We start from the raw sequence: 18,891 nt of genomic DNA, 5'->3' as shown, positions 1-18,891 counted from the left end.
GCCGCCATGTACTGGAGTGAATTTCTCACCGTTGCCCTGATTCATCTGCTGGCAGTGGCCAGTCCGGGGCCGGATTTCGCCATCGTCGTGCGTGAGAGCGTTGGCTTCGGTCGCCGTGCCGGGGTGTTCACGGCGTTGGGGGTGGGCAGCGGGATTCTGGTGCACGTCACTTATTCGTTGCTCGGTATCGGCCTGATCGTGTCGCAGTCCATCGTGCTGTTCAATGCCTTGAAGTGGCTGGCAGCGGCTTACCTGCTGTACATCGGCATCAAGGCGCTGCGCGCGCGCCCGGCTGACCCGGCCAGCGCCGAGTTGAGTCTGGCGGCAGGTGCGCGTAGCGGTCGTGGGGCTTTCGTCACGGGGTTCATCACCAACGGCCTGAACCCCAAGGCGACGCTGTTCTTCCTGTCGCTGTTCACCGTGGTGATCAACCCGCATACGCCAGTGGCGGTGCAGGCCGGTTATGGCCTCTATCTGGCATTGGCGACGGCGTTCTGGTTCTGCCTGGTGGCCTGGCTGTTCAGCCAGCAGCGCGTGCGCGCCGGTTTCGCCCGCATGGGCCACTGGTTCGACCGGCTGATGGGCGCAGTGCTGGTGGGGATTGGTGTGAAGCTGGCGCTGAGCGAAATGCGCTAAACGAAAGAGCCCCGCAACTGCGGGGCTCTTTGGTGATGGGCTGGTTTACAGCAGTTCGATGGCCACTGCTGTCGCTTCGCCGCCGCCGATGCACAGCGAGGCGATACCGCGTTTGCCACCTTTTATCTGCAGGGCGTTGATCAGGGTGAGGATGATCCGCGAGCCGGTAGAGCCGACCGGGTGACCCTGGGCGCAGGCACCGCCGAAGACGTTGACCTTGGCGTGATCCAGGCCGTGTTCGCGTATGGCCAGCATGGTCACCATGGCGAAGGCTTCGTTGATCTCGAACAGATCGACTTCGTCTTTGCTCCAGCCGGTCTTCTTCAGCAGGTTGCTCATGGCACCGATGGGGGCCAGGGTGAACTCGCTCGGGTCCTGACTCTGGGTCGCATGGGCAACCACCTTGGCCAGGGGCTTGAGACCGCGCTTGGCGGCTTCATCAGCAGTCATCAATAGCAGTGCGCTGGCGCCGTCGGAGATCGAGCTGGCGTTGGCGGCGGTGATGGTGCCGTCTTTCTTGAAAGCGGGCTTGAGTGTCGGGATCTTGTCCAGGTTGGCCGTCAGCGGCTGTTCGTCATCCTTGACCACCACTTCGCCCTTGCGCGAAGTAACGGTGATCGGGACGATTTCGGCGTCCAGGGAACCATCCTTGATCGCCGCCTGCGCGCGACGTAGCGATTCGATGGCATAGGCGTCCATTTCCTCGCGGGTGATGCCGTATTTATCGGCAGTCTCTTGAGCGAAAGAGCCCATCAGGCGACCAGTGCGCGCGTCTTCCAGGCCATCGAGGAACATATGATCCTTGATCTCGCCATGGCCCATGCGCAGGCCGGTACGGGCTTTTTCCAGCACATAAGGCGCGTTGGACATGCTTTCCATGCCGCCGGCGATCATCACCTGATTGCAGCCGGCTTTAAGCGAGTCGAAAGCCATCATGACCGCCTTCATGCCCGAGCCACACAGCTTGTTGATGGTGGTGCAGCCCGTGGCGGCGGGCAGGCCGGCATTGAGCGATGCCTGACGGGCCGGGCCTTGTTTGAGGCCGGCGGGCAGCACGCAGCCCATGATCACTTCCTGCACGTCGGCCGGCTCGATACCGGCACGGTTGACGGCTTCACGGATGGCGGCGGCACCCAGTTCGACAGCCGGCACGCTGGCCAGGCTGCCCTGGAAACCGCCCATGGGGGTGCGTGCACCGCTGACGATGACGATATCGGACATGTTGCTACCTCGAATTGAAAATGTCGTGGGATACAGTCTTTTTCAGGACTGGCAGGTTGGCTTGATTCTAACCTGTGACTAAAAGTGGTCATAGGGTCACATGGCAAATCATTCTTTGGGCTGATTTAGCGCTGCGCGAGCCCCTCTAGAGTCACCGCATAACCATTCCTCGCGTGCCTCAAGGTGATTTCATGCTGCAAACCCGACTGATTCCTCCCGCCGAAAATGCTCATGCCTATCCGTTGCTGATCAAGCGCCTGCTGTTATCTGGCAGTCGTTACGAGAAAACCCGCGAAATCGTCTATCGCGACAAGCTGCGCTACAGCTATGCCACCTTCAACGAGCGTGTCGCCCGTCTGGCCAATGTGCTCAGCGAGGCGGGGGTCAAGGCCGGCGATACCGTGGCGGTCATGGACTGGGACAGCCACCGTTATCTCGAGTGCATGTTCGCCATTCCCATGCTTGGCGCGGTACTGCACACCATCAACATTCGCCTGTCGCCGGATCAGATCCTCTACACCATGAACCACGCCGAGGATCGCTTCGTGCTGGTCAACAGCGAGTTCGTGCCGCTGTACAACGGCATTGCCGGGCAACTGACCACGGTCGAGAAGACCTTGCTGCTGACCGATGGCGAGGACAGGAGCGCCGAGTTGCCGAACCTCGTCGGCGAGTACGAGAGCCTGCTAGCGACGGCCGATTCGCACTACGACTTCGCCGATTTCGACGAAAACTCGGTGGCCACTACCTTCTATACCACCGGCACCACCGGTAATCCCAAGGGCGTGTACTTCACGCATCGGCAACTGGTGCTGCACACGATGTCCATGGCGACCACCATGGGCGGCCTGGACAGCATCCGCCTGCTCGGCAACGACGATGTCTACATGCCGATCACGCCCATGTTCCACGTGCATGCCTGGGGCGTGCCTTACGTGGCCACCATGCTCGGGGTCAAGCAGGTGTATCCCGGTCGCTATGAGCCGGATCTGCTTTGCCGTCTGATCAAGGAGGAAAAGGTCACCTTCTCCCACTGCGTGCCGACCATTCTGCAGATGGTGCTGGGCGCGCCAGGTGCGCAGGGCCATGACTTCGGCGGCATGAAGATGATCATTGGCGGCAGCGCGCTCAATCGCTCGCTGTACGAAACGGCGAAAGAGCGGGGTATTCAATTGACGGCGGCTTATGGCATGTCCGAGACCTGTCCGCTGATCTCCTGTGCCTACCTCAACGAGGAACTGCGCGCGGGTAGCGAGGACGAGCGCACCACTTACCGGATCAAGGCCGGTATTCCGGTGCCGCTGGTCGAGGCCGCGATCATGGACGCCGACGGTAAGCTGCTGCCGAGCGACGGCGAGGCGCAGGGTGAGCTGGTGTTGCGTGCACCCTGGCTGACCCAGGGCTATTTCCGTGAGGCGGAGAAGGGCGAAGAACTCTGGGCGCACGGTTGGCTGCACACCGGCGATGTGGCAACCATCGATGGTATGGGCTTCATCGAGATTCGTGACCGTATCAAGGATGTGATCAAGACCGGGGGGGAATGGATTTCGTCGCTGGAGCTGGAAGACCTGATTAGCCGCCACCCGGCAGTGCGCGAAGTGGCGGTGGTGGGGGTGCCTGATCCGCAATGGGGCGAACGTCCGTTCGCACTGCTGGTGCTGCGCGAAGAGCAGGGGCTGGATGCCAGGGGGCTGAAGGAGCACCTCAAGCCTTTCGTCGAGCAGGGTCATATCAACAAGTGGGCGATTCCCACGCAGATCGCCCTTGTTACTGAAATTCCCAAGACCAGTGTCGGGAAACTGGACAAGAAGCGCATCCGCGTCGAAATCGCCCAGTGGCAGGAGGCTGGCAGCGCGTTCCTGTCCACGCTGTGAGGTGCGAGTTGACTGGCTGGTTAAAGTGACTGGTCAGTCAAACAAGCGTTTGGCTTGCTAATTGCTGTTTCCCGTCCATGCTTGACTGGGTGCAGGGTCTGAAACCTGCGCGCCAGAGTGTCTGGGGGCTGCAAATCACACTTTCGAGGGATCAAGCAGTACCACCTGCTGGCTATAGTCAAAGCATCCATAACAAAAAACACATGGAGTAGCGTCGATGACAAAAACAACACCCTACTGGCGCTTGGCAAAACTGCCGCTGGCCGTCAGCCTCGCTTCCACCCTTGCCGCTCCGGCATTCGGCGTCACTTTCAATATCGGTGAAATCGAAGGGCAGTTCGACTCGTCGCTGTCGGTCGGTGCTAGCTGGTCGACTTCAAAGCCTAATAAGGACCTGATTGGCGTGAACAACGGCGGTCGCGGTCTCTCCCAGACCTCCGATGATGGTCACCTCAACTTCAAACGTGGTGAAACCTTCTCGAAGATCTTTAAGGGTATCCACGATCTGGAATTGCGCTATGGCGATACCGGAGTGTTCGTGCGCGGCAAGTATTGGTACGACTTCGAATTGAAGGACGAGGGGCGTGAGTTCAAGGACATCAGCGATAGCAACCGCAAGGAGGGGGCAAAGTCTTCCGGCGGTGAAATCCTCGACGCATTCGTCTATCACAACTACGCCATCGGCAATCAGCCTGGTTCGGTGCGCTTGGGCAAACAGGTCGTTAGTTGGGGCGAAAGTACCTTTATTCAGAACGGTATCAACGCCATCAACCCCGTTGATGTGGCTGCCTTTCGTCGCCCTGGTGCTGAGATCAAAGAGGGCTTAATTCCGGTCAACATGTTCTATATCGCCCAGAGCCTGACAGACAACCTTTCCATGGAGGCCTTCTATCAGCTTGAGTGGGATCAGACCGTGGTGGATAACTGCGGAACGTTCTTTTCCCAGGCTGATATCGTCGCCGATGGATGTGACCAGAACCTTAACGTCCTAGCATCTCTGTCACCGGCTCAACTGGCTCAAATCAACGGCAGTCTGACAAATCTTAATACGTTGTTGGGCGGCAATGCGGCGCTGGTTTCTTCTACTTCTGAAGGGGTGGTTGTTCCGCGCTATGGCGATAAGGATGCGCGAGATGACGGTCAGTGGGGACTTGCCTTCCGGTATATGTTCGAGCCGTTGGACACAGAGTTTGGCGCTTACTTCATGAACTACCATAGTCGGGCACCTATTTTCAGTGGTAAAGGCCAGAGTGCTTCTTCTTTGCGTTCCATCGATGCATTGGTTCAAGGTACCTTTGACCAGACCTATGCGGCACTAACCGGTGGTGGCTTAGGCCCGGTGGCCGCAGCGGGGCAAGCTGGCGCTAGCGCTGCAAATGTCGGCGCCCTGGCTTATGCAGCCAACGGCGGTTATTTCATAGAGTATCCTGAAGACATCAAACTCTATGGTTTGAGCTTCTCCACAACGTTGCCAACCGGAACAGCCTGGAGTGGCGAGATCAGCTATCGGCCTAATGCACCGGTGCAGTTGAACTCCACTGATGTGCTCTATGCCGGACTGCGGGGTATCAACTTCAACCTACCGGTCGCTCTGGGTGGGACCAATAGTACGCCTTATGCGGCGGTGTCTCCGCTCGGTCCGGACGCTGACGGTCTGCTTCATGGCTACAAGCGTAAGGAAATCACGCAGATTCAAACTACATTCACGCATTTCTTTGATCAGGTCATGGGGGCATCGCGCTTGACCCTGGTGGGTGAAGTAGGTTGGACCCATGTCGGTGGCTTGGAGAGCAAAGATGATATCCGCTACGGTCGCGATCCGATCTATGGCACTGCGGGTGATATGTGCGGACCTGTGAACGCCAGTACCGGTGGCGGTCGGAGCTCGGCCAGCATGCTCGGCAAGGCATGTGATAAGGATGGCTTTACCACTGCCAACTCTTGGGGTTACCGCGCTCGTGCCATCTGGGATTATCCCAATGCTTTGGCAGGTGTGAACCTGCGTCCGAGCGTAGCTTGGTCACATGACGTAGAAGGTTATTCGCCCGGCCCAGGGGCTAACTTCGAAGAAGGCCGTAAAGCTATCAGCCTCGGACTGGATGCGGATTATCAGAACACCTACACCGCCAGTCTGTCCTACACCAACTTCTTTGATGGCAAGTATTCCACCATTGATGACCGTGACTTCGTTGCGCTCAGCTTCGGTATGAGCTTCTAAGCGGCCAGGAATTTCGAGGAATCATGATGCAAATGAAAACAACAAAAAAACTGTGGCAAAGCGGTGTCCTGACCCTGTCTCTGCTGGCGACCGGCGTGATGGCGGCAGTGTCGCCTGACGAAGCTGCGAAGTTGGGCAGTACTCTGACTCCGGTCGGTGCCGAAATGGCAGGTAATGCCGATGGGTCGATCCCTGCTTGGACCGGTGGTCTGCCAGCCAACGCCGGCGCGGTCGATCCGCGAGGCTTCCTGGCCGATCCGTTCGCCAACGAACAGCCGCTGTTCACCATCACTGCGCAGAACGTCGACCAGTACAAGGACAAGCTGACCCCCGGCCAGCTGGCGATGTTCAAGCGCTACCCAGAAAGCTACAAGATGCCGGTCTACCCAACTCACCGCTCCGCCAGCCTGCCGGCTGCGGTGCTGGAGGCGACCAAGCAGAACGCGGTGAACACCAGGATGGTAGAGGGTGGTAACGGCCTGGAGAACTTCCAGACCGCCAACCCCTTCCCGATTCCGCAGAACGGCCTGGAAGCAATCTGGAACCACATCACCCGTTACCGTGGTGGTAGCGTGCGTCGCCTGGTAACTCAGGCGACTCCGCAGCCGAACGGTTCCTACTCGCTGGTCTACTTCCAGGACGAGTTCACCTTCCGTGATGCGCTGACCGACTTCGATGCGAGCAAGGAAAGCAACGTCCTGTTCTACTTCAAGCAGCGCGTAACTGCTCCGTCTCGCCTGGCTGGTAACGTGCTGCTGGTGCACGAAACCCTCAACCAGGTGAAGGAGCCGCGTCTGGCGTGGCTGTACAACGCCGGTCAACGTCGCGTGCGTCGTGCTCCGCAGGTGTCTTACGATGGCCCGGGTACCGCCGCTGATGGTCTGCGTACTTCCGACAACTTCGACATGTTCAACGGTGCGCCGGATCGTTACGACTGGAAACTGGAAGGCAAGAAGGAGATCTATATCCCCTACAACGCCTACAAGCTCGATTCGCCCAGCCTGAAGTACTCCGATATCGTCAAGGCTGGCCACATCAACCAGGACCTGACTCGTTACGAGCTGCACCGTGTATGGCACGTGACCGCGACCCTGAAGTCGGGCGAGCGTCACATCTATGGCAAGCGTGACTTCTACATCGATGAGGACACCTGGCAAGCCGCTCTGATCGACCACTACGACGGCCGTGGCACCCTGTGGCGCGTAGCTGAGGCGCATGCCCAGTACTACTACGACAAGCAAGTGCCGTGGTACACCGTGGAGACTCTGTACGACCTGCTGTCCGGTCGCTACCTGGCCCTGGGTATGAAGAACGAGGAGAAACAGGCCTACGACTTCAACTACAAGGCATCCAGCAGCGACTACACTCCGGCTGCTCTGCGTCAGGCCGGCGTTCGCTAAAACCTGTCCCGTGCAACACGATGAAGCCGGCCTTGTCAGACTGTGTGAAAACCTAGCAGTCTGAGTGCAAGGTGAAGACAATGCCTCTATCGGTCGATAGGGGCATTGTCGTTTATGGGCTATATCCAAGGTGAAGGTCGGCAACAAAGCAGCCTGTTTCCGCCGACATTGGAAGAGCTGGTTCCTGAGGATCATCTAGTTCGAGTCATCGAGGCCTATGTGGCTCGTCTGGATCTGAAGGTACTGGGGTTCAGCAAGGCTGAGCCGCTCAAGACTGGGCGCCCTGGCTACGATCCAGCTGATTTGCTCAAGCTATACCTATATGGCTACTTCCAGCGCATTCGCTCCTCTCGTCGATTGGAGGCGGAGTGCCAGCGCAATATCGAGGTGATGTGGTTGCTGGGTCGTCTGGCGCCGGACTTCAAGACCATCGCGGATTTTCGCAAAGACAACAGCATGGCCTTTCAGGCGACTTGCAAGGCTTTCGTCCAGTTCTGTCGCCAGGCGAGCTTGATCAGTGGGGAGCTGGTGGCCATCGATGGCAGCAAGTTCCAAGCGGTAGCTTCGCTGCGCAAGCACGTGAGCGTGGAGAAGCTCAAGCGTCAACAAGCGAAGCTGGAAAAACACATTGCCCAGTACCTGGCCCAGCTTGATGAGGGTGATGCACAAGACGCGCAAGAGACGATTGACCGGGCAGCGGTGAAACAGGCGCTACGCCAGCTACAGGATCGCCATGCCGATAACTTGACCGTAAAAGCGCTGATGGAGGCGCAGGGCCTGGAACAGTTCGTCGAAGGCGAAGCGGATGCCAAGAAGATGCGCTGCTCAGGCAAGAGCCCTTGCGTGGCCTACAACGTGCAGAGCGCTGTCGATGCCGAGCATGGCCTGATCGTGCATCACGAAGTGACCAATGACTGCACCGACAACCAGCAGTTGGAGCCGATGGCCAAAGCGACTCAGGCGGTTCTGCAGCAGCCTGAGCTGACCGTCACGGCTGATGCAGGTTATTCCAACGGGGCGCAGTTTCAGGCCTGCGAAGAAGCGGGCATTACGGCTTTCGTCCCCGTGAATCGCGCGCCCAACAATCAGGGCGGCGGCACGCTGTTTGTGCGTCAGGACTTCACTTACGATCCTGCGACCGACAGTTTCCAATGTCCTGCGGGTAAGACCCTGTCGCTCAAACAGCTCAATCGTGGCACTCGCCTTTACGCAGCCCGTGCCGAGGACTGCGGGAACTGCCCATTAAAAGCCAAGTGCACACAGGCCCAACGGCGTCATATCAGCCGCCATCCCAACGAAGAGGCGTTCGCGCGGATGGAGAAACGACTCGAAACTCACCCTGAGATGATGGGACGGCGACGAGCAATCATCGAGCACCCTTTTGGCAATCTCAAACAATGGATTCTGGGCAACGGTCGTTTTCTAGTGCGCCATTTCAGCGGGGTGAGAGCTGAGATGGCGATGGCCGTACAAGCCTACAACCTCAAACGTGCTATTTCGGTACTCGGGGCACGCCGCATGATCGAGCTGCTGACCTGAGCGCTGCACTTTGCATCATTGCACCAGTAAAAACACAAACGCCCCGAATCAATCGAGGCGTTTGTATTGAACCGGTTAAGTTCAGAGCGTTTTCACACAGCCTGCTTGTGCCGGCTTTTTCGTTACGGACTGTAGCGGGTGCTTCAAATGCCCGTAACAACTCGTTAGTCTGGGTTCAGCCAGAACCCGCCGATGCAGACAGAAGATTTTCAAGAACAGGCTGATGACAGACCTTTCTCGCTCGCCAGGTTGCCCTTTTACGCCGGCCACGCCGTTGGAAGCGCGTTTCTATCGTCCTCCGCTGCCTGAGGGGCATGTACCACGCCCCCGGCTGTGCGAGCGTCTCGAAGAGGGACTGCAGGGGCGCCTGTTACTGGTTAGCGCTCCGGCAGGGTTTGGCAAGAGTTCACTGGCTATCGAATTTTGTGAGCGCTTACCCGATCACTGGCACAGCCTCTGGCTCGGGCTCAGCGAACGCGACCATGATCCGGGGCGTTTTCTCGAGCGTTTGCTGCAGGGCTTGCAGCAGTTTCATCCAGGTTTGGGCGAGGATGCTCTCAGCCTGCTGAAAATGCGCCAGCGTCACCAGCCCTTCGCCTTCGAGCAATGGCTCGACGGTTTGCTCGATGAACTCACTCAACGGCTTGACGATGGCCAGCCGCTGTTGCTGGTGCTGGATGACTATCACCTGGCGCAGGGGCCGGTGCTCGATCGCTGCCTGCAATTCTTCCTCAATCATCTGCCGCCTGGTGTATTGCTATTGGTCACCAGCCGCCAGCGTCCTGACTGGCATCTGGCCCGTTTGCGCCTGTCACGGCAATTGCTCGAGTTGAACGAGCAGGATCTGCGCCTCACGGCTGCCGAGCTCGATGCCCTGCTGGTGAGTCAGGGCGCGTGCCTGGAGCGGCAGCAGGCCATCGGCATTCTGCAGCGCAGCGAGGGCTGGATTGCCGGTTTGCGCCTCTGGTTGCTGGCGCTCGAAGAGCACAGGGACGCTGGCGATGGGCTGCGGTTGTACGGTGGTGACGGGCTGATTCGTGAATACCTGCTTGAGGAGGTCATCGAGCGTCAGCCCGCTGATGTGCAGCACTTTCTTTACGATACCGCCTGCCTGGAACGCTTTTGCGCTGAGCTGTGCGATGCCGTGCGGGACAGCCATGACAGTGCCGCGATCATCCGACAGTTGCAGGCCAATCAGGTCTTTCTGGTGCCGCTCGACGAGCATGGCCACTGGTTCCGTTACCACCACCTGTTTTCCGACCTGCTCAATGCCCGTCCGGCTGAGCGTCTGAGTCATTCCCGTGGCCATGCTCACCTGCGAGCCTGTCGCTGGTTCGCGGCGCAGGGCATGCTCGACGATGCCATCGAACAGGCGCTGCTGGCGGGGCAGGTGGATGTGGCCGCCAGCCTGGTGCAGAACCTCTCCGAAGAGCAGATGCTGGCCGAGCAGAACATTGCCATGCTGCTGCGCTGGAAAACCAATCTGCCGGACGATTTGCTGGCCAGCACGCCACGTTTGATCATGATCTACGGCTGGGCGCTGGCACTGGCCTGTCAGCTTGATGCTGCGCAGGAGTTGCTCGGTCAGCTCGGGCGATTCCTGCCGGCGGCCGATGCCACGACCCAGCGCAGCATGCTGGCCCAGTGGCAGGCGCTCGATGGTGTCATCGCGCGTGGCCGTGGTGATGGCGAGCGTGCCGAGCAGCAGTGCAGCGAGGCGCTTGCATGCTTGCCTGTGGAACGTTACGGCCCCCATTTCATGTGCCTGTCCACCCTGTCCAATCTGGCCATGGTGCGGGGGGATCTCTGGCGCGCACGCGGGCTCAATCGTGACGCCCTGGAGTTGGCGCAGCGTATCGGTAATCCACTGTTCGAGGCCCTGGCGCACTATGAACGCGCTCGGGTGTTGCAGGCTCGCAGCGAAATAGCGCGGGCGCAGGATGAGGTGCACCAGGGCTTGCTGCTGGCGCAGCGTCTGCCAGCCCAGCGGCATTACTCGGTACGGGCACGCCTGACCATTTACGAGGGCTATCTGCTCAGCCTGCGACTGCAGCCTCAAGCCGCCGAACAGGTGCGCGCCGGGGTTGCTGAAGCCAGAGGCTGTCGCGATGTCGCGGCATTGATCGGTTACTGCGTGCTCGCTAGCCTGGAAGGCCGTGAAGGCCGCTCTGCCGAGGCATTTGCCCTGCTCGGTGAGGCCGAGCGGCTGATGCATATCTGGGATGTGCCGGCGATTTATTACTTGGCGATGATCACCTTGATGAAGTGCGAGTTGTGGTTACGCCAGGGCCAGGTTGAACTGGCCGCCGCCTGGCTACCGCAACTGGCGGAAACCTATGGCGAACAAGGGCGTGCCCTGGCTCCCGAGTTTCACCCGCAACTGGCATTGCACATCGACTTGCAACTGGCGGCTCTGGAGCGCCTGACCGGCGGGCTGGAGCAGGCCGAGCGCCGCCTGCGGGCGTTGCAGCAGCGAGCCCACGGGCTGGGAGGGCAACTGGTGGGGCTGATGGCGCAGGCTCAGCTCGCGCAGTTGCTTAAGCAGACTGGCCGTGAGCGAGAGGCCCGTGAGTTGCTCGACAGCTGTCTGGATCTGGCTCAGGGGGGCGCGCTGCTGCCTTTCGTCGAGTTGCTGCAGCACCAGCCGCAGTGGCTACGAGAGAGCCTGCTGGCGCGGAGCGTTTCATGTCCGGTTCGGGATAGCCTGCTCGCTGCACTGCCACAGGATCAGCCGGTCGCGGAGTCACCTGAACTCGAGGCAGGAGCGCCGAGCGAAAAACTCAGTACGCGTGAGCTGGCAGTTTTGCAGCTAATCGCCCGTGGCTACTCGAACCAGCAGATCAGCGAACGCCTGTTCATCTCCCTGCATACGGTCAAGACCCATGCGCGGCACATCAACAGCAAGCTCGACGTCGAGCGCCGCACTCAGGCCGTGGCACGCGCCAAGGCGCTTGGCCTGTTGCACTGAGGCTGCAGTGCGGCTGTAAGCATCCCACATTCAGGTGTTCAGCATGCTTCCGGGGCTGGCCAGCATTGCAGCCATGACAGGGTAAACTGCTGATCATTTCGTTATGAGGTCTTCTGATGACTACCACCGAACGCCCCGCCTTGATCCGTGAAACCTTTCCCGTCGGCCCCTTGCAGTGCAACTGCAATAAGTGGTGGTGGGCTAGGGTTATGAAATTTAAGGGTTTTTATTAAAAATTCCTTAAATTTCATATGCTTGTGGTGTTGCAGTTGTTTGCATAGTTAGGCGCATGGTTGCAGTATTTTGCATGCTTACTGTGCCAAATTTGTGCCGATGGTTCCTTTCCATGGAGGCCACATCAATATGCTCAGATGCTAGTGGGTTCCCGGCCGCGCCCGAGCATTCAATACCTGCTACCCATTCAGTAATGCCGTGTAGGCTGCGTCGCAAGGGATGCGCTCGATGGTTGGTCCTGTCTTCTGGGTCGTAGCCAGGCTGGCGAACTCAACGTAAGCCTTGGCTGAGCGCAATTCGTGAGTAGTTAATACATACCATTTGTGATGCAGTGCTTTGCGCCGTGTACTCAATATATTGCGTTGCTAATCAATGTTGTGCGGTTGTCAAGGTAAAATAATCAGTAATCTTCAACCTTCTAACCATTCACTGATCCCTGGAACCTGAGTGCATTCAATAAGTGCACAGGCATGTCGTAAAGGGCGTGCTATTAGGAGGTCAGATGAGTGTTCTGCTAACTGTCGAGGAACTATCCAGTTACCTTCACAAGTCCGTTTCAAGTATTCGCAGTGACGTTACACGCAACCCGCAGTCATTGCCTCCGATCTGCCGCCTTCCGGGCACCAAGCGTCTTCTTTGGCGTAGAGAGGATGTCGAGTTCTGGTTGGCAGATCATGTGATGGTCAGTGCTGCTGGTAATGCGGCGGGAGCTCTCATCGTTGCGAATACTAAGCCGGGTAGACCGACAAAGGCCGAACAAGTCAAACGGCAGAAGTTACGCTCGTCACAACGCAATGGGCCTATTGAGGCTTAATAGTGACAAGCCACGTTCCTTCCACGTCGCTTAGTAAGCTAGCACTTCGGGTTGCAAAAATATCTGGCGACAACGCTGATACAACCGCGTGTGTTCCTGGGGCGCTATATGTACAGCTTCCTCTATGGCCAGAGTCGGCTCGTGGAGTTCCAAATGCTCTAGTTCGTGGGTCTTTATTTGCTGCCATACAAGGGAAAGATCGTCAGGTACTGGATAGGGCGATTTTGGCATCTATCGACGGTTTGGAAATTCGATTCACTGGCCGGCAACTTGATCAGTCCGATTTGGATGTTTGGGAGACACTGATTCATTTGGCGAGGAAATATCGGACTGGTAACCGTGTGGTGCTTAGTGAAATTCAGATTTTAAAGTCGCTGCGCAGATCAACTGGGTCGAGTGATCGTTGCTGGTTAAAAGAGTCATTTATTCGGCTTGCAGCAGCCTGTGTTGAGCTGAAGTTTGGACCGGATGAAGCATTCGGAGCAATGTTAAAAGGGAAGCGGAACGGTATTAGTCGAACGTACTCTCTTGAATTGGAACCACTGCTGGAAGCCATTTATATGACAGGCTGGACGCAGATTGATTGGGCTCAGAGGCAGATGTTACGACGTAAGCCACTTGCGCAGTGGCTGCACGGATGGTTTTGCAGCCATGCCCAGCCGTTTCCGATGACTATTGAAACTATTCAGAGGCTGAGCGGCAGTACAAATTCGCACCCCGGAAGTTTCAAAAGGCAGTTGATAAAAGCGCTGGACGACTTGGTTTCAGTCAGCGCCTTGATGTCATGGGAGCTAAGCGGCCAGCGTGTCATGGTTCAGCGAACCCCAAGCGCAAGCCAGCAGCGGCATCTTGCAAAGCGTAGGCGTTCTCCCGCATGAGTCGGGGTGGGATACGATGCACTACTCCGTGGGATACGGTGCATACGAAGTGGGATTCGGTGCACTGAAAAATGGGATACGGTGCACTGGCATATGGGATACGGTGCACGCTATCCACAGGGTCGTTTTGGCCGGAGGCATAGTGCTGCAAGGCTTAGCGCGATTCGGTGAAGTGGCGCTAATCTTTTTATAATCCTTATCTAATCAAATACAGCGCTGTCGGTCCCTCAAGTGTCAACGTGCAGGGCTATTTCGTACGTATTTCGCCTCTGGCTGGCTCTGCCGTGCTTGGCTACCAATCTTCGTTGACACTTGGGGGATTCTTTCGAATCGTCGCCATGCTGAGTTCCCGCTTTTCATTCTCCCGAAGTGCGGCTATTCGTTGCTCGGTCGTGATGATTTGGTTTCTCATGAAAACTGAGTGTGCAATATCCTTGATGCCAATAGCGTCATTGTATTGCTTGTCACTATTTAGTCTGTTGATTTCTTGCTCGCTTAAAATAGATATAACTTCATACTCAATCCCGTAATATGCAAGCAGTGCAGACACTCTACAGTCTTGCTGGCAGGCGCGGACACACCTGTAAACGCCTCTCACGTCTACATCTAAGGGGGCTAAATCCCTGAGGGTGGCGTGTAGTCGATATAGAGCTATTGCTTCGACGAAATCTTCTGGTTCTATTTGCCTATTTGAGGTTAATAGCCTTTTTTCGAACTCATGTATCGCTTGTTCTACAGAGCTATTTCCCTCGTGGTGTAGAGCCCACAGTTCACGTTCAGGCGAAAATAAAGCCTGCCATATTCCCCAGGGTCCGTCGTCATAGAATTTTCGCGCTCTAGGAAAGGCTTGTTCAATCCAGTTCAATTTGTACGGTGTCAGTGCTTTTTGGCCTGTTATTAAATGACGCCACTCCGTTGGGCTAAACAACTCAAAGTGAAGCTCGTCTAAAAGAGCTTTGTATAAAAAATCCCAGCTGTCCGACTCCGTAGTGAATAGCAACTGTTTGAGTAGTGCTTTGGTTCGTCCAGCTTCCTCAAGCTGCTGTCTTTCTGTGCGAGCTGTTCTGGCCATTTTGTTTTGTCAATGGTGATTAATTTGGGTTTGTTAGGCTCGAATCTATACCAATCGTCGCTAATCTGTACATATCTAAATTTCATTTAGTGTGTCGGGTTTTGATGTGTTCGTTATATCGAAACTCAATTTGTTGGATATATCGAATTTTATGAAATCTACATCTGATCACTTGTTAGAAAAATATGGCCCGCTGATGACTGTCGAGCAGTTAGCCCAAGTTTTAAGCCGCAAGGGTTCAGGGCTTCGCGGAGTGTTACAGAAACCAACGGAGCCCTGGATGTTCGAGCTTAATCGGGTAAAGCGTCGTATTGGGCGAAGGATTTACTTTCCCACGGACGCAGTTGCTGCGTTGCTGAACGGTGATTTCGATAGGTGTAGTAACGGCATGGAATCGATATCTGATAGGCCTGTAATCGGTAAAGAGTTGGACATCTGTAGTGAATAAATCGGCATGAAATGCCGGGCAAGACAGGTGAAGTACCTGTACCGGCAAGCCGGCACTGGTTCTTCACTGCCCTTAATCGCGCTTCGCGCTCTACGGGTGTCTTGCCCTGCGGGACAAGCGGCTACCGCCGCAAATGGAGTTCGCCATGACCAGCCAGAGAGCCACAACCAGAAAAGGGAATACGCCGATCAATGTCTGGGTTACGCCAGAGGAAAAGGCCCGGATAGAACAACTTGCTGAGCAGACCGGACACAGCATGTCGTCGCTACTGCGCAGCTTGGGTATGGGACATATGCCGACCAGCCTTCTTGATCACCAGTCGATTCTTGAGCTGGCCAAGATCAACGGCGACCAGGGGCGCTTGGGCGGGCTGCTGAAGATGTGGTTGAGCAATGACGAGCGTTTCGCTGGCTTCGAGGAAGCACAGATGCGCCAAACCATCCAGGTAGTGCTGTCGAGGATTGAGGAAACGCAGCAGGTAATGCTGCAGATGCTCATAAAGGTGCAAGGAGGAGACGATGAAAATTCTAGCGGCTAAAAAACTGTGGCTTCTGGCTTGCCTCACCAGCTCGTTCATCAGTTTGAACGCCGAGGCGGGCATTCCCGTCATTGACGGCGGCAATCTCACCCAGAACGTACTGACTGCCATGGAGAGCGTGGCACAGACATTAAAACAGATAGAGCAGTACCAGACCCAGCTGCAGCAATACGAAAATATGCTGCAGAACACGGCCGCACCCACGGCTTATATCTGGGACCACGCCAGCCAGACGATGGACAAGCTGCGCAGTGCCATCGATACCCTGGACTACTACAAGCGCAACTTGGGTAGCATCGACGGCTACCTCGGCAAGTTCCAGGACGTCGCCTACTACAGAGCATCACCTTGCTTCTCCAACGCCGGCTGCAGCGAAGCCGAGTGGGCGGCGATGAACGAGAACCGGCGCCTTGCCTCCGAGTCGCAGAAGAGGGCCAACGACGCGCTGTTTCGTGGCCTGGATCAGCAGCAGGCTGCGCTGCAGCATGACGCCGATACGCTGCAGCAATTGCAACGCCAGGCTCAGGGCGCGACCGGCCAGATGCAGGCCATCGGGTACGCCAACCAACTGGCCAGCCAGCAAGCCAATCAGCTGCTGCAGATTCGCGGCCTGCTAGTCGCCCAGCAAAACGCCATTGCCACACGCATGCAGGCCGAGGCCGACCTGGAGGCCAAGCAGCAAGCCGCCCACGCCGCCTCGACCGAGGGGCGCATAGCGCCCACCCAGGCCCCCAAGAACTGGTTGGACATGAACCGCTAAGGAGAGCCCGATGAAAAAACTAACCCCGCTGCTGCTCACCCTTCTGGCGCTTGTCGGATGCGATGACCAGCCAAACGGCCAAGCCATTCCCGAAGTCAGCGATACCAACTGCACCCTGGAGGTGATCAACCAGATCAAGGACAGGACGGCCCGGGCAGAGTTTGCCGGCCAGTGCTCCAGACGTTCGGGCGCCATCCAGCCTACCGAGCAACCGAAGAACTGGCTCGACCTGAACAGCGCTCAGGGGTGATCGCATGAAAACGCTCAAGAACACCAGCCTGATCGGCTGCTGTCTGCTGTTTGTCCTTTACTCCGGTAGCGCCGCAGCTCAACTCACCAACCAGGGCATGCTGGATCAGGTCATTACCGAGTTCAGCAGCCGTGCTTCCACTTGGCAGGCTGTCATCCTCAGTGCTGCGTCCTGGTTGTTCTGGACGCTGGGTACCATATCCCTCGCTTGGACATTCGGCATGATGGCCTTACGCAAGGCCGACCTGGCCGAGTTCTTTGCCGAGTTCTGCCGTTTCATCCTGTTCTTCGGCTTCTACCTGTGGCTACTCAGGAACGGGCCGGAGTTTGCGTCCTCGATCATTCGATCGCTGCAGAAGCTGGGCGAACAGGCATCCGGCATAACCTCGGTTACGCCATCCGGCATCGTAGATATTGGATTCATGCTGTGGAAGCAGACGCTCGCCGCGCTATCGGCTTGGAGTCCAGTAGATAGCCTGATCGGTGTCCTCTTGAGCCTGGCCATCACGGTCATGCTTGCGCTCATTGCGATCAACATGCTCATCCTACTGGTGTCCGGTTGGGTGCTGATCTACGCCGGCATATTCTTCCTGGGCTTCGGCGGCTCACGCTGGACGTCCGACATGGCCATCAACTACTACAAGACTGTTCTGGGTGTGGCCATCCAACTGTTTGTCATGGTGCTGTTGGTTGGTATCGGTAGCGATCTGCTCACCGGCTTCTACGCCAAGATGACCAAAGGCACCCTCAATTTCGAGGAGCTGGGCGTCATGCTGATTTTCTGCCTCTGCCTGCTGCTCCTGACCAACAAGGTGCCGTCCATGCTCGCCGGCATCATCACAGGAAGCAGTGCGGGGGCAGGAGGCATTGGCAACTTCGGGGCTGGCGCAGCGGTCGGCGCAGCAATGGGTGCAGCCGGCATGGCCTCTGCCGCCATGAGTATGGCAGGCGCCACTGCCATGGCCGGAGCGCAGAACATGGCCGGGGGCATTTCAGCCATCAAGGCAGCCGTTGAGAAGGCACAAGGCTCAATTGAGGGCAGCAGCATGCCTAACTTCAACGGCAGCATGCTGCAGAGCGAAGGTGGCATGCCTTCCGGTTCCGAAAGCGGCAGCCCGCTTGCGGCCGCCATGGGTAATCCTGAGCGCAGCTCACTACAACAAGCCGCCAGGGCCGCTGCACACACCACCGCCGAACTTGCCAAAGGCGCAGGTGCAGTGATCGGAGAGAAAGCCGCCAAGCTCGGCAGCGACTTCATGGAGAGAGCCCAGGAAACCCTCGGCGGCCAGATGGCAGCAGCCATTCGGGGCCAGGAGGACGATCAACCCAATAGCATCGGCCCTGGAAGCGAAAGCGGTGGTTCGCCGGAGGATGAGATTGCCGAGTTCGTTAATCGCGGCCGCCGCGACTAGAAATTTTAGCGGCTAAAATTCGGGTGGCCCCTGTAGGGGCTACCGCTATGCCAGTGGAATTGATTTCCAGCGAGATGAGCCTTTCGCTGAGGGCTCTTGGCGCAGGGGACGCTGTCTTGACCCGTACCGCTCAGATTTACCTAGCCCGAGATTATGATTTTCAACAATGGCATCAGCTACCGCCTGTTCCATCAGGGTGTTTGCTTGCTCGCGTCCGATAGCGTCGATCAGTGATTTCATGAGTGCTGCCTGCGTATCAAGCTTGGAAAATTTAGCGGCTAAAATTAATGCCATTGATCCTAGGCCACCCGTGTCACACGAACTTTAGCCGCTAAAACTCCAGGTATCCACGGAGAAACCTGCATGACGAATCTTCAAAGTGATCACCAAGAGGCGAAGGCCTGGGGCTATATCGACAAGCGTGATCGGGCATGCGATGCCGGCATCTGGATTGGTGTCGAGCCCTGTTACAGCGAAGAGCAAGGCAAGGCCCGGGCTGCTGAGCTAGAACAAGCTGATCCCAGCCATGAATACACGGCTGAACCTTTTTTGGAACCGCCGACATGGATCAGCCGCAGGGCATGCTCCCCAGATGTCTGATGGCCAAGGTCGGGCAGTTTTTGACGCCAG

The 18,891-nt window shown here is 57.3% G+C and carries 15 protein-coding genes; 12 read left to right on the top strand and 3 right to left on the bottom strand.

Annotation, left to right across the window (positions count from 1 at the left end; translation table 11 throughout):
• Nucleotides 1-6 precede the first annotated feature (6 nt).
• Entirely contained in the window at nucleotides 7-636 is a 630-nt protein-coding gene (locus tag J7655_RS16995; RefSeq protein WP_230925444.1) for a LysE family translocator, read from the top strand.
• Between the two features lie 45 nt (nucleotides 637-681).
• Here J7655_RS16995 and J7655_RS16990 read toward each other — a convergent pair whose 3' ends face one another.
• Nucleotides 682-1,857 carry a thiolase family protein gene (locus J7655_RS16990; RefSeq protein WP_230925443.1) on the bottom strand — a complete coding sequence of 392 codons (1,176 nt, stop codon included), beginning with the start codon at nucleotides 1,855-1,857 and terminating at the stop codon, nucleotides 682-684.
• A 191-nt stretch (nucleotides 1,858-2,048) separates the two neighbouring features.
• On the opposite strand from J7655_RS16990, the gene J7655_RS16985 reads away from it, so the two are divergent.
• The 6 genes from J7655_RS16985 (at nucleotide 2,049) to trfA (ending at nucleotide 13,782) form a co-directional block, all read left to right on the top strand.
• Nucleotides 2,049-3,731: a fatty acid--CoA ligase gene (locus J7655_RS16985; protein WP_230925442.1), complete on the top strand. Its 1,683-nt coding sequence runs from the start codon at nucleotides 2,049-2,051 to the stop codon at nucleotides 3,729-3,731.
• 217 nt (nucleotides 3,732-3,948) lie between these two features.
• Nucleotides 3,949-5,949 carry a DUF1302 domain-containing protein gene (locus tag J7655_RS16980; RefSeq protein WP_230925441.1) on the top strand — a complete coding sequence of 667 codons (2,001 nt, stop codon included), beginning with the start codon at nucleotides 3,949-3,951 and terminating at the stop codon, nucleotides 5,947-5,949.
• Nucleotides 5,950-5,981: 32 nt separating this feature from the next.
• The gene (locus tag J7655_RS16975) at nucleotides 5,982-7,349 is read left to right on the top strand and encodes a DUF1329 domain-containing protein (protein WP_230925440.1); all 1,368 of its coding nucleotides are present in this window, start codon (nucleotides 5,982-5,984) and stop codon (nucleotides 7,347-7,349) included.
• Between the two features lie 114 nt (nucleotides 7,350-7,463).
• Nucleotides 7,464-8,888 carry an IS1182 family transposase gene (locus J7655_RS16970; protein WP_230925439.1) on the top strand — a complete coding sequence of 475 codons (1,425 nt, stop codon included), beginning with the start codon at nucleotides 7,464-7,466 and terminating at the stop codon, nucleotides 8,886-8,888.
• Between the two features lie 223 nt (nucleotides 8,889-9,111).
• Complete coding sequence (locus tag J7655_RS16965) at nucleotides 9,112-11,856, top strand: winged helix-turn-helix domain-containing protein (RefSeq protein ID WP_230925438.1); 2,745 nt, start codon at nucleotides 9,112-9,114, stop codon at nucleotides 11,854-11,856.
• Between the two features lie 1,050 nt (nucleotides 11,857-12,906).
• The gene (gene trfA / locus J7655_RS16960; RefSeq protein ID WP_230925437.1) at nucleotides 12,907-13,782 is read left to right on the top strand and encodes a plasmid replication initiator TrfA; all 876 of its coding nucleotides are present in this window, start codon (nucleotides 12,907-12,909) and stop codon (nucleotides 13,780-13,782) included.
• Between the two features lie 292 nt (nucleotides 13,783-14,074).
• Here trfA and J7655_RS16955 read toward each other — a convergent pair whose 3' ends face one another.
• The gene (locus J7655_RS16955; RefSeq protein WP_230925436.1) at nucleotides 14,075-14,854 is read right to left on the bottom strand and encodes a hypothetical protein; all 780 of its coding nucleotides are present in this window, start codon (nucleotides 14,852-14,854) and stop codon (nucleotides 14,075-14,077) included.
• A 593-nt stretch (nucleotides 14,855-15,447) separates the two neighbouring features.
• Here J7655_RS16955 and J7655_RS16950 point away from each other — a divergent pair.
• From J7655_RS16950 to trbL, 4 genes are read left to right on the top strand one after another with little or no spacing between them, the layout of a single operon-like run.
• Nucleotides 15,448-15,840 (top strand): plasmid mobilization protein, encoded by a 393-nt coding sequence (locus J7655_RS16950; RefSeq protein ID WP_230925435.1) that lies wholly within the window; start codon nucleotides 15,448-15,450, stop codon nucleotides 15,838-15,840.
• Nucleotides 15,821-16,600 carry a P-type conjugative transfer protein TrbJ gene (gene trbJ, locus J7655_RS16945; RefSeq protein ID WP_230925434.1) on the top strand — a complete coding sequence of 260 codons (780 nt, stop codon included), beginning with the start codon at nucleotides 15,821-15,823 and terminating at the stop codon, nucleotides 16,598-16,600. The genes J7655_RS16950 and trbJ overlap by 20 nt, the downstream gene beginning before the upstream one ends.
• A gap of 10 nt (nucleotides 16,601-16,610) precedes the next feature.
• On the top strand, nucleotides 16,611-16,850 hold the full coding sequence (trbK, locus tag J7655_RS16940) for an entry exclusion lipoprotein TrbK (protein WP_230925433.1): 240 nt from the start codon (nucleotides 16,611-16,613) through the stop codon (nucleotides 16,848-16,850).
• Nucleotides 16,851-16,854: 4 nt separating this feature from the next.
• Nucleotides 16,855-18,261 carry a P-type conjugative transfer protein TrbL gene (gene trbL / locus J7655_RS16935; protein ID WP_230925432.1) on the top strand — a complete coding sequence of 469 codons (1,407 nt, stop codon included), beginning with the start codon at nucleotides 16,855-16,857 and terminating at the stop codon, nucleotides 18,259-18,261.
• Between the two features lie 45 nt (nucleotides 18,262-18,306).
• On the opposite strand, the gene J7655_RS16930 is transcribed toward trbL, so the two are convergent.
• A complete protein-coding gene (locus J7655_RS16930; protein ID WP_230925431.1) occupies nucleotides 18,307-18,501 on the bottom strand; it encodes a hypothetical protein in 195 nt (64 codons plus the stop codon).
• Between the two features lie 123 nt (nucleotides 18,502-18,624).
• On the opposite strand from J7655_RS16930, the gene J7655_RS16925 reads away from it, so the two are divergent.
• Nucleotides 18,625-18,861, top strand: a complete 237-nt coding sequence (locus tag J7655_RS16925; RefSeq protein ID WP_230925430.1) for a hypothetical protein — start codon at nucleotides 18,625-18,627, stop codon at nucleotides 18,859-18,861.
• The last annotated feature ends 30 nt before the right edge of the window (nucleotides 18,862-18,891 follow it).

It is taken from the genome of Pseudomonas wenzhouensis, from assembly GCF_021029445.1.
Lineage (GTDB): Bacteria > Pseudomonadota > Gammaproteobacteria > Pseudomonadales > Pseudomonadaceae > Aquipseudomonas > Aquipseudomonas wenzhouensis.
Note: the sequence above shows the minus strand (reverse complement) of the source record. Positions and strands in the feature narration are given on the sequence as shown.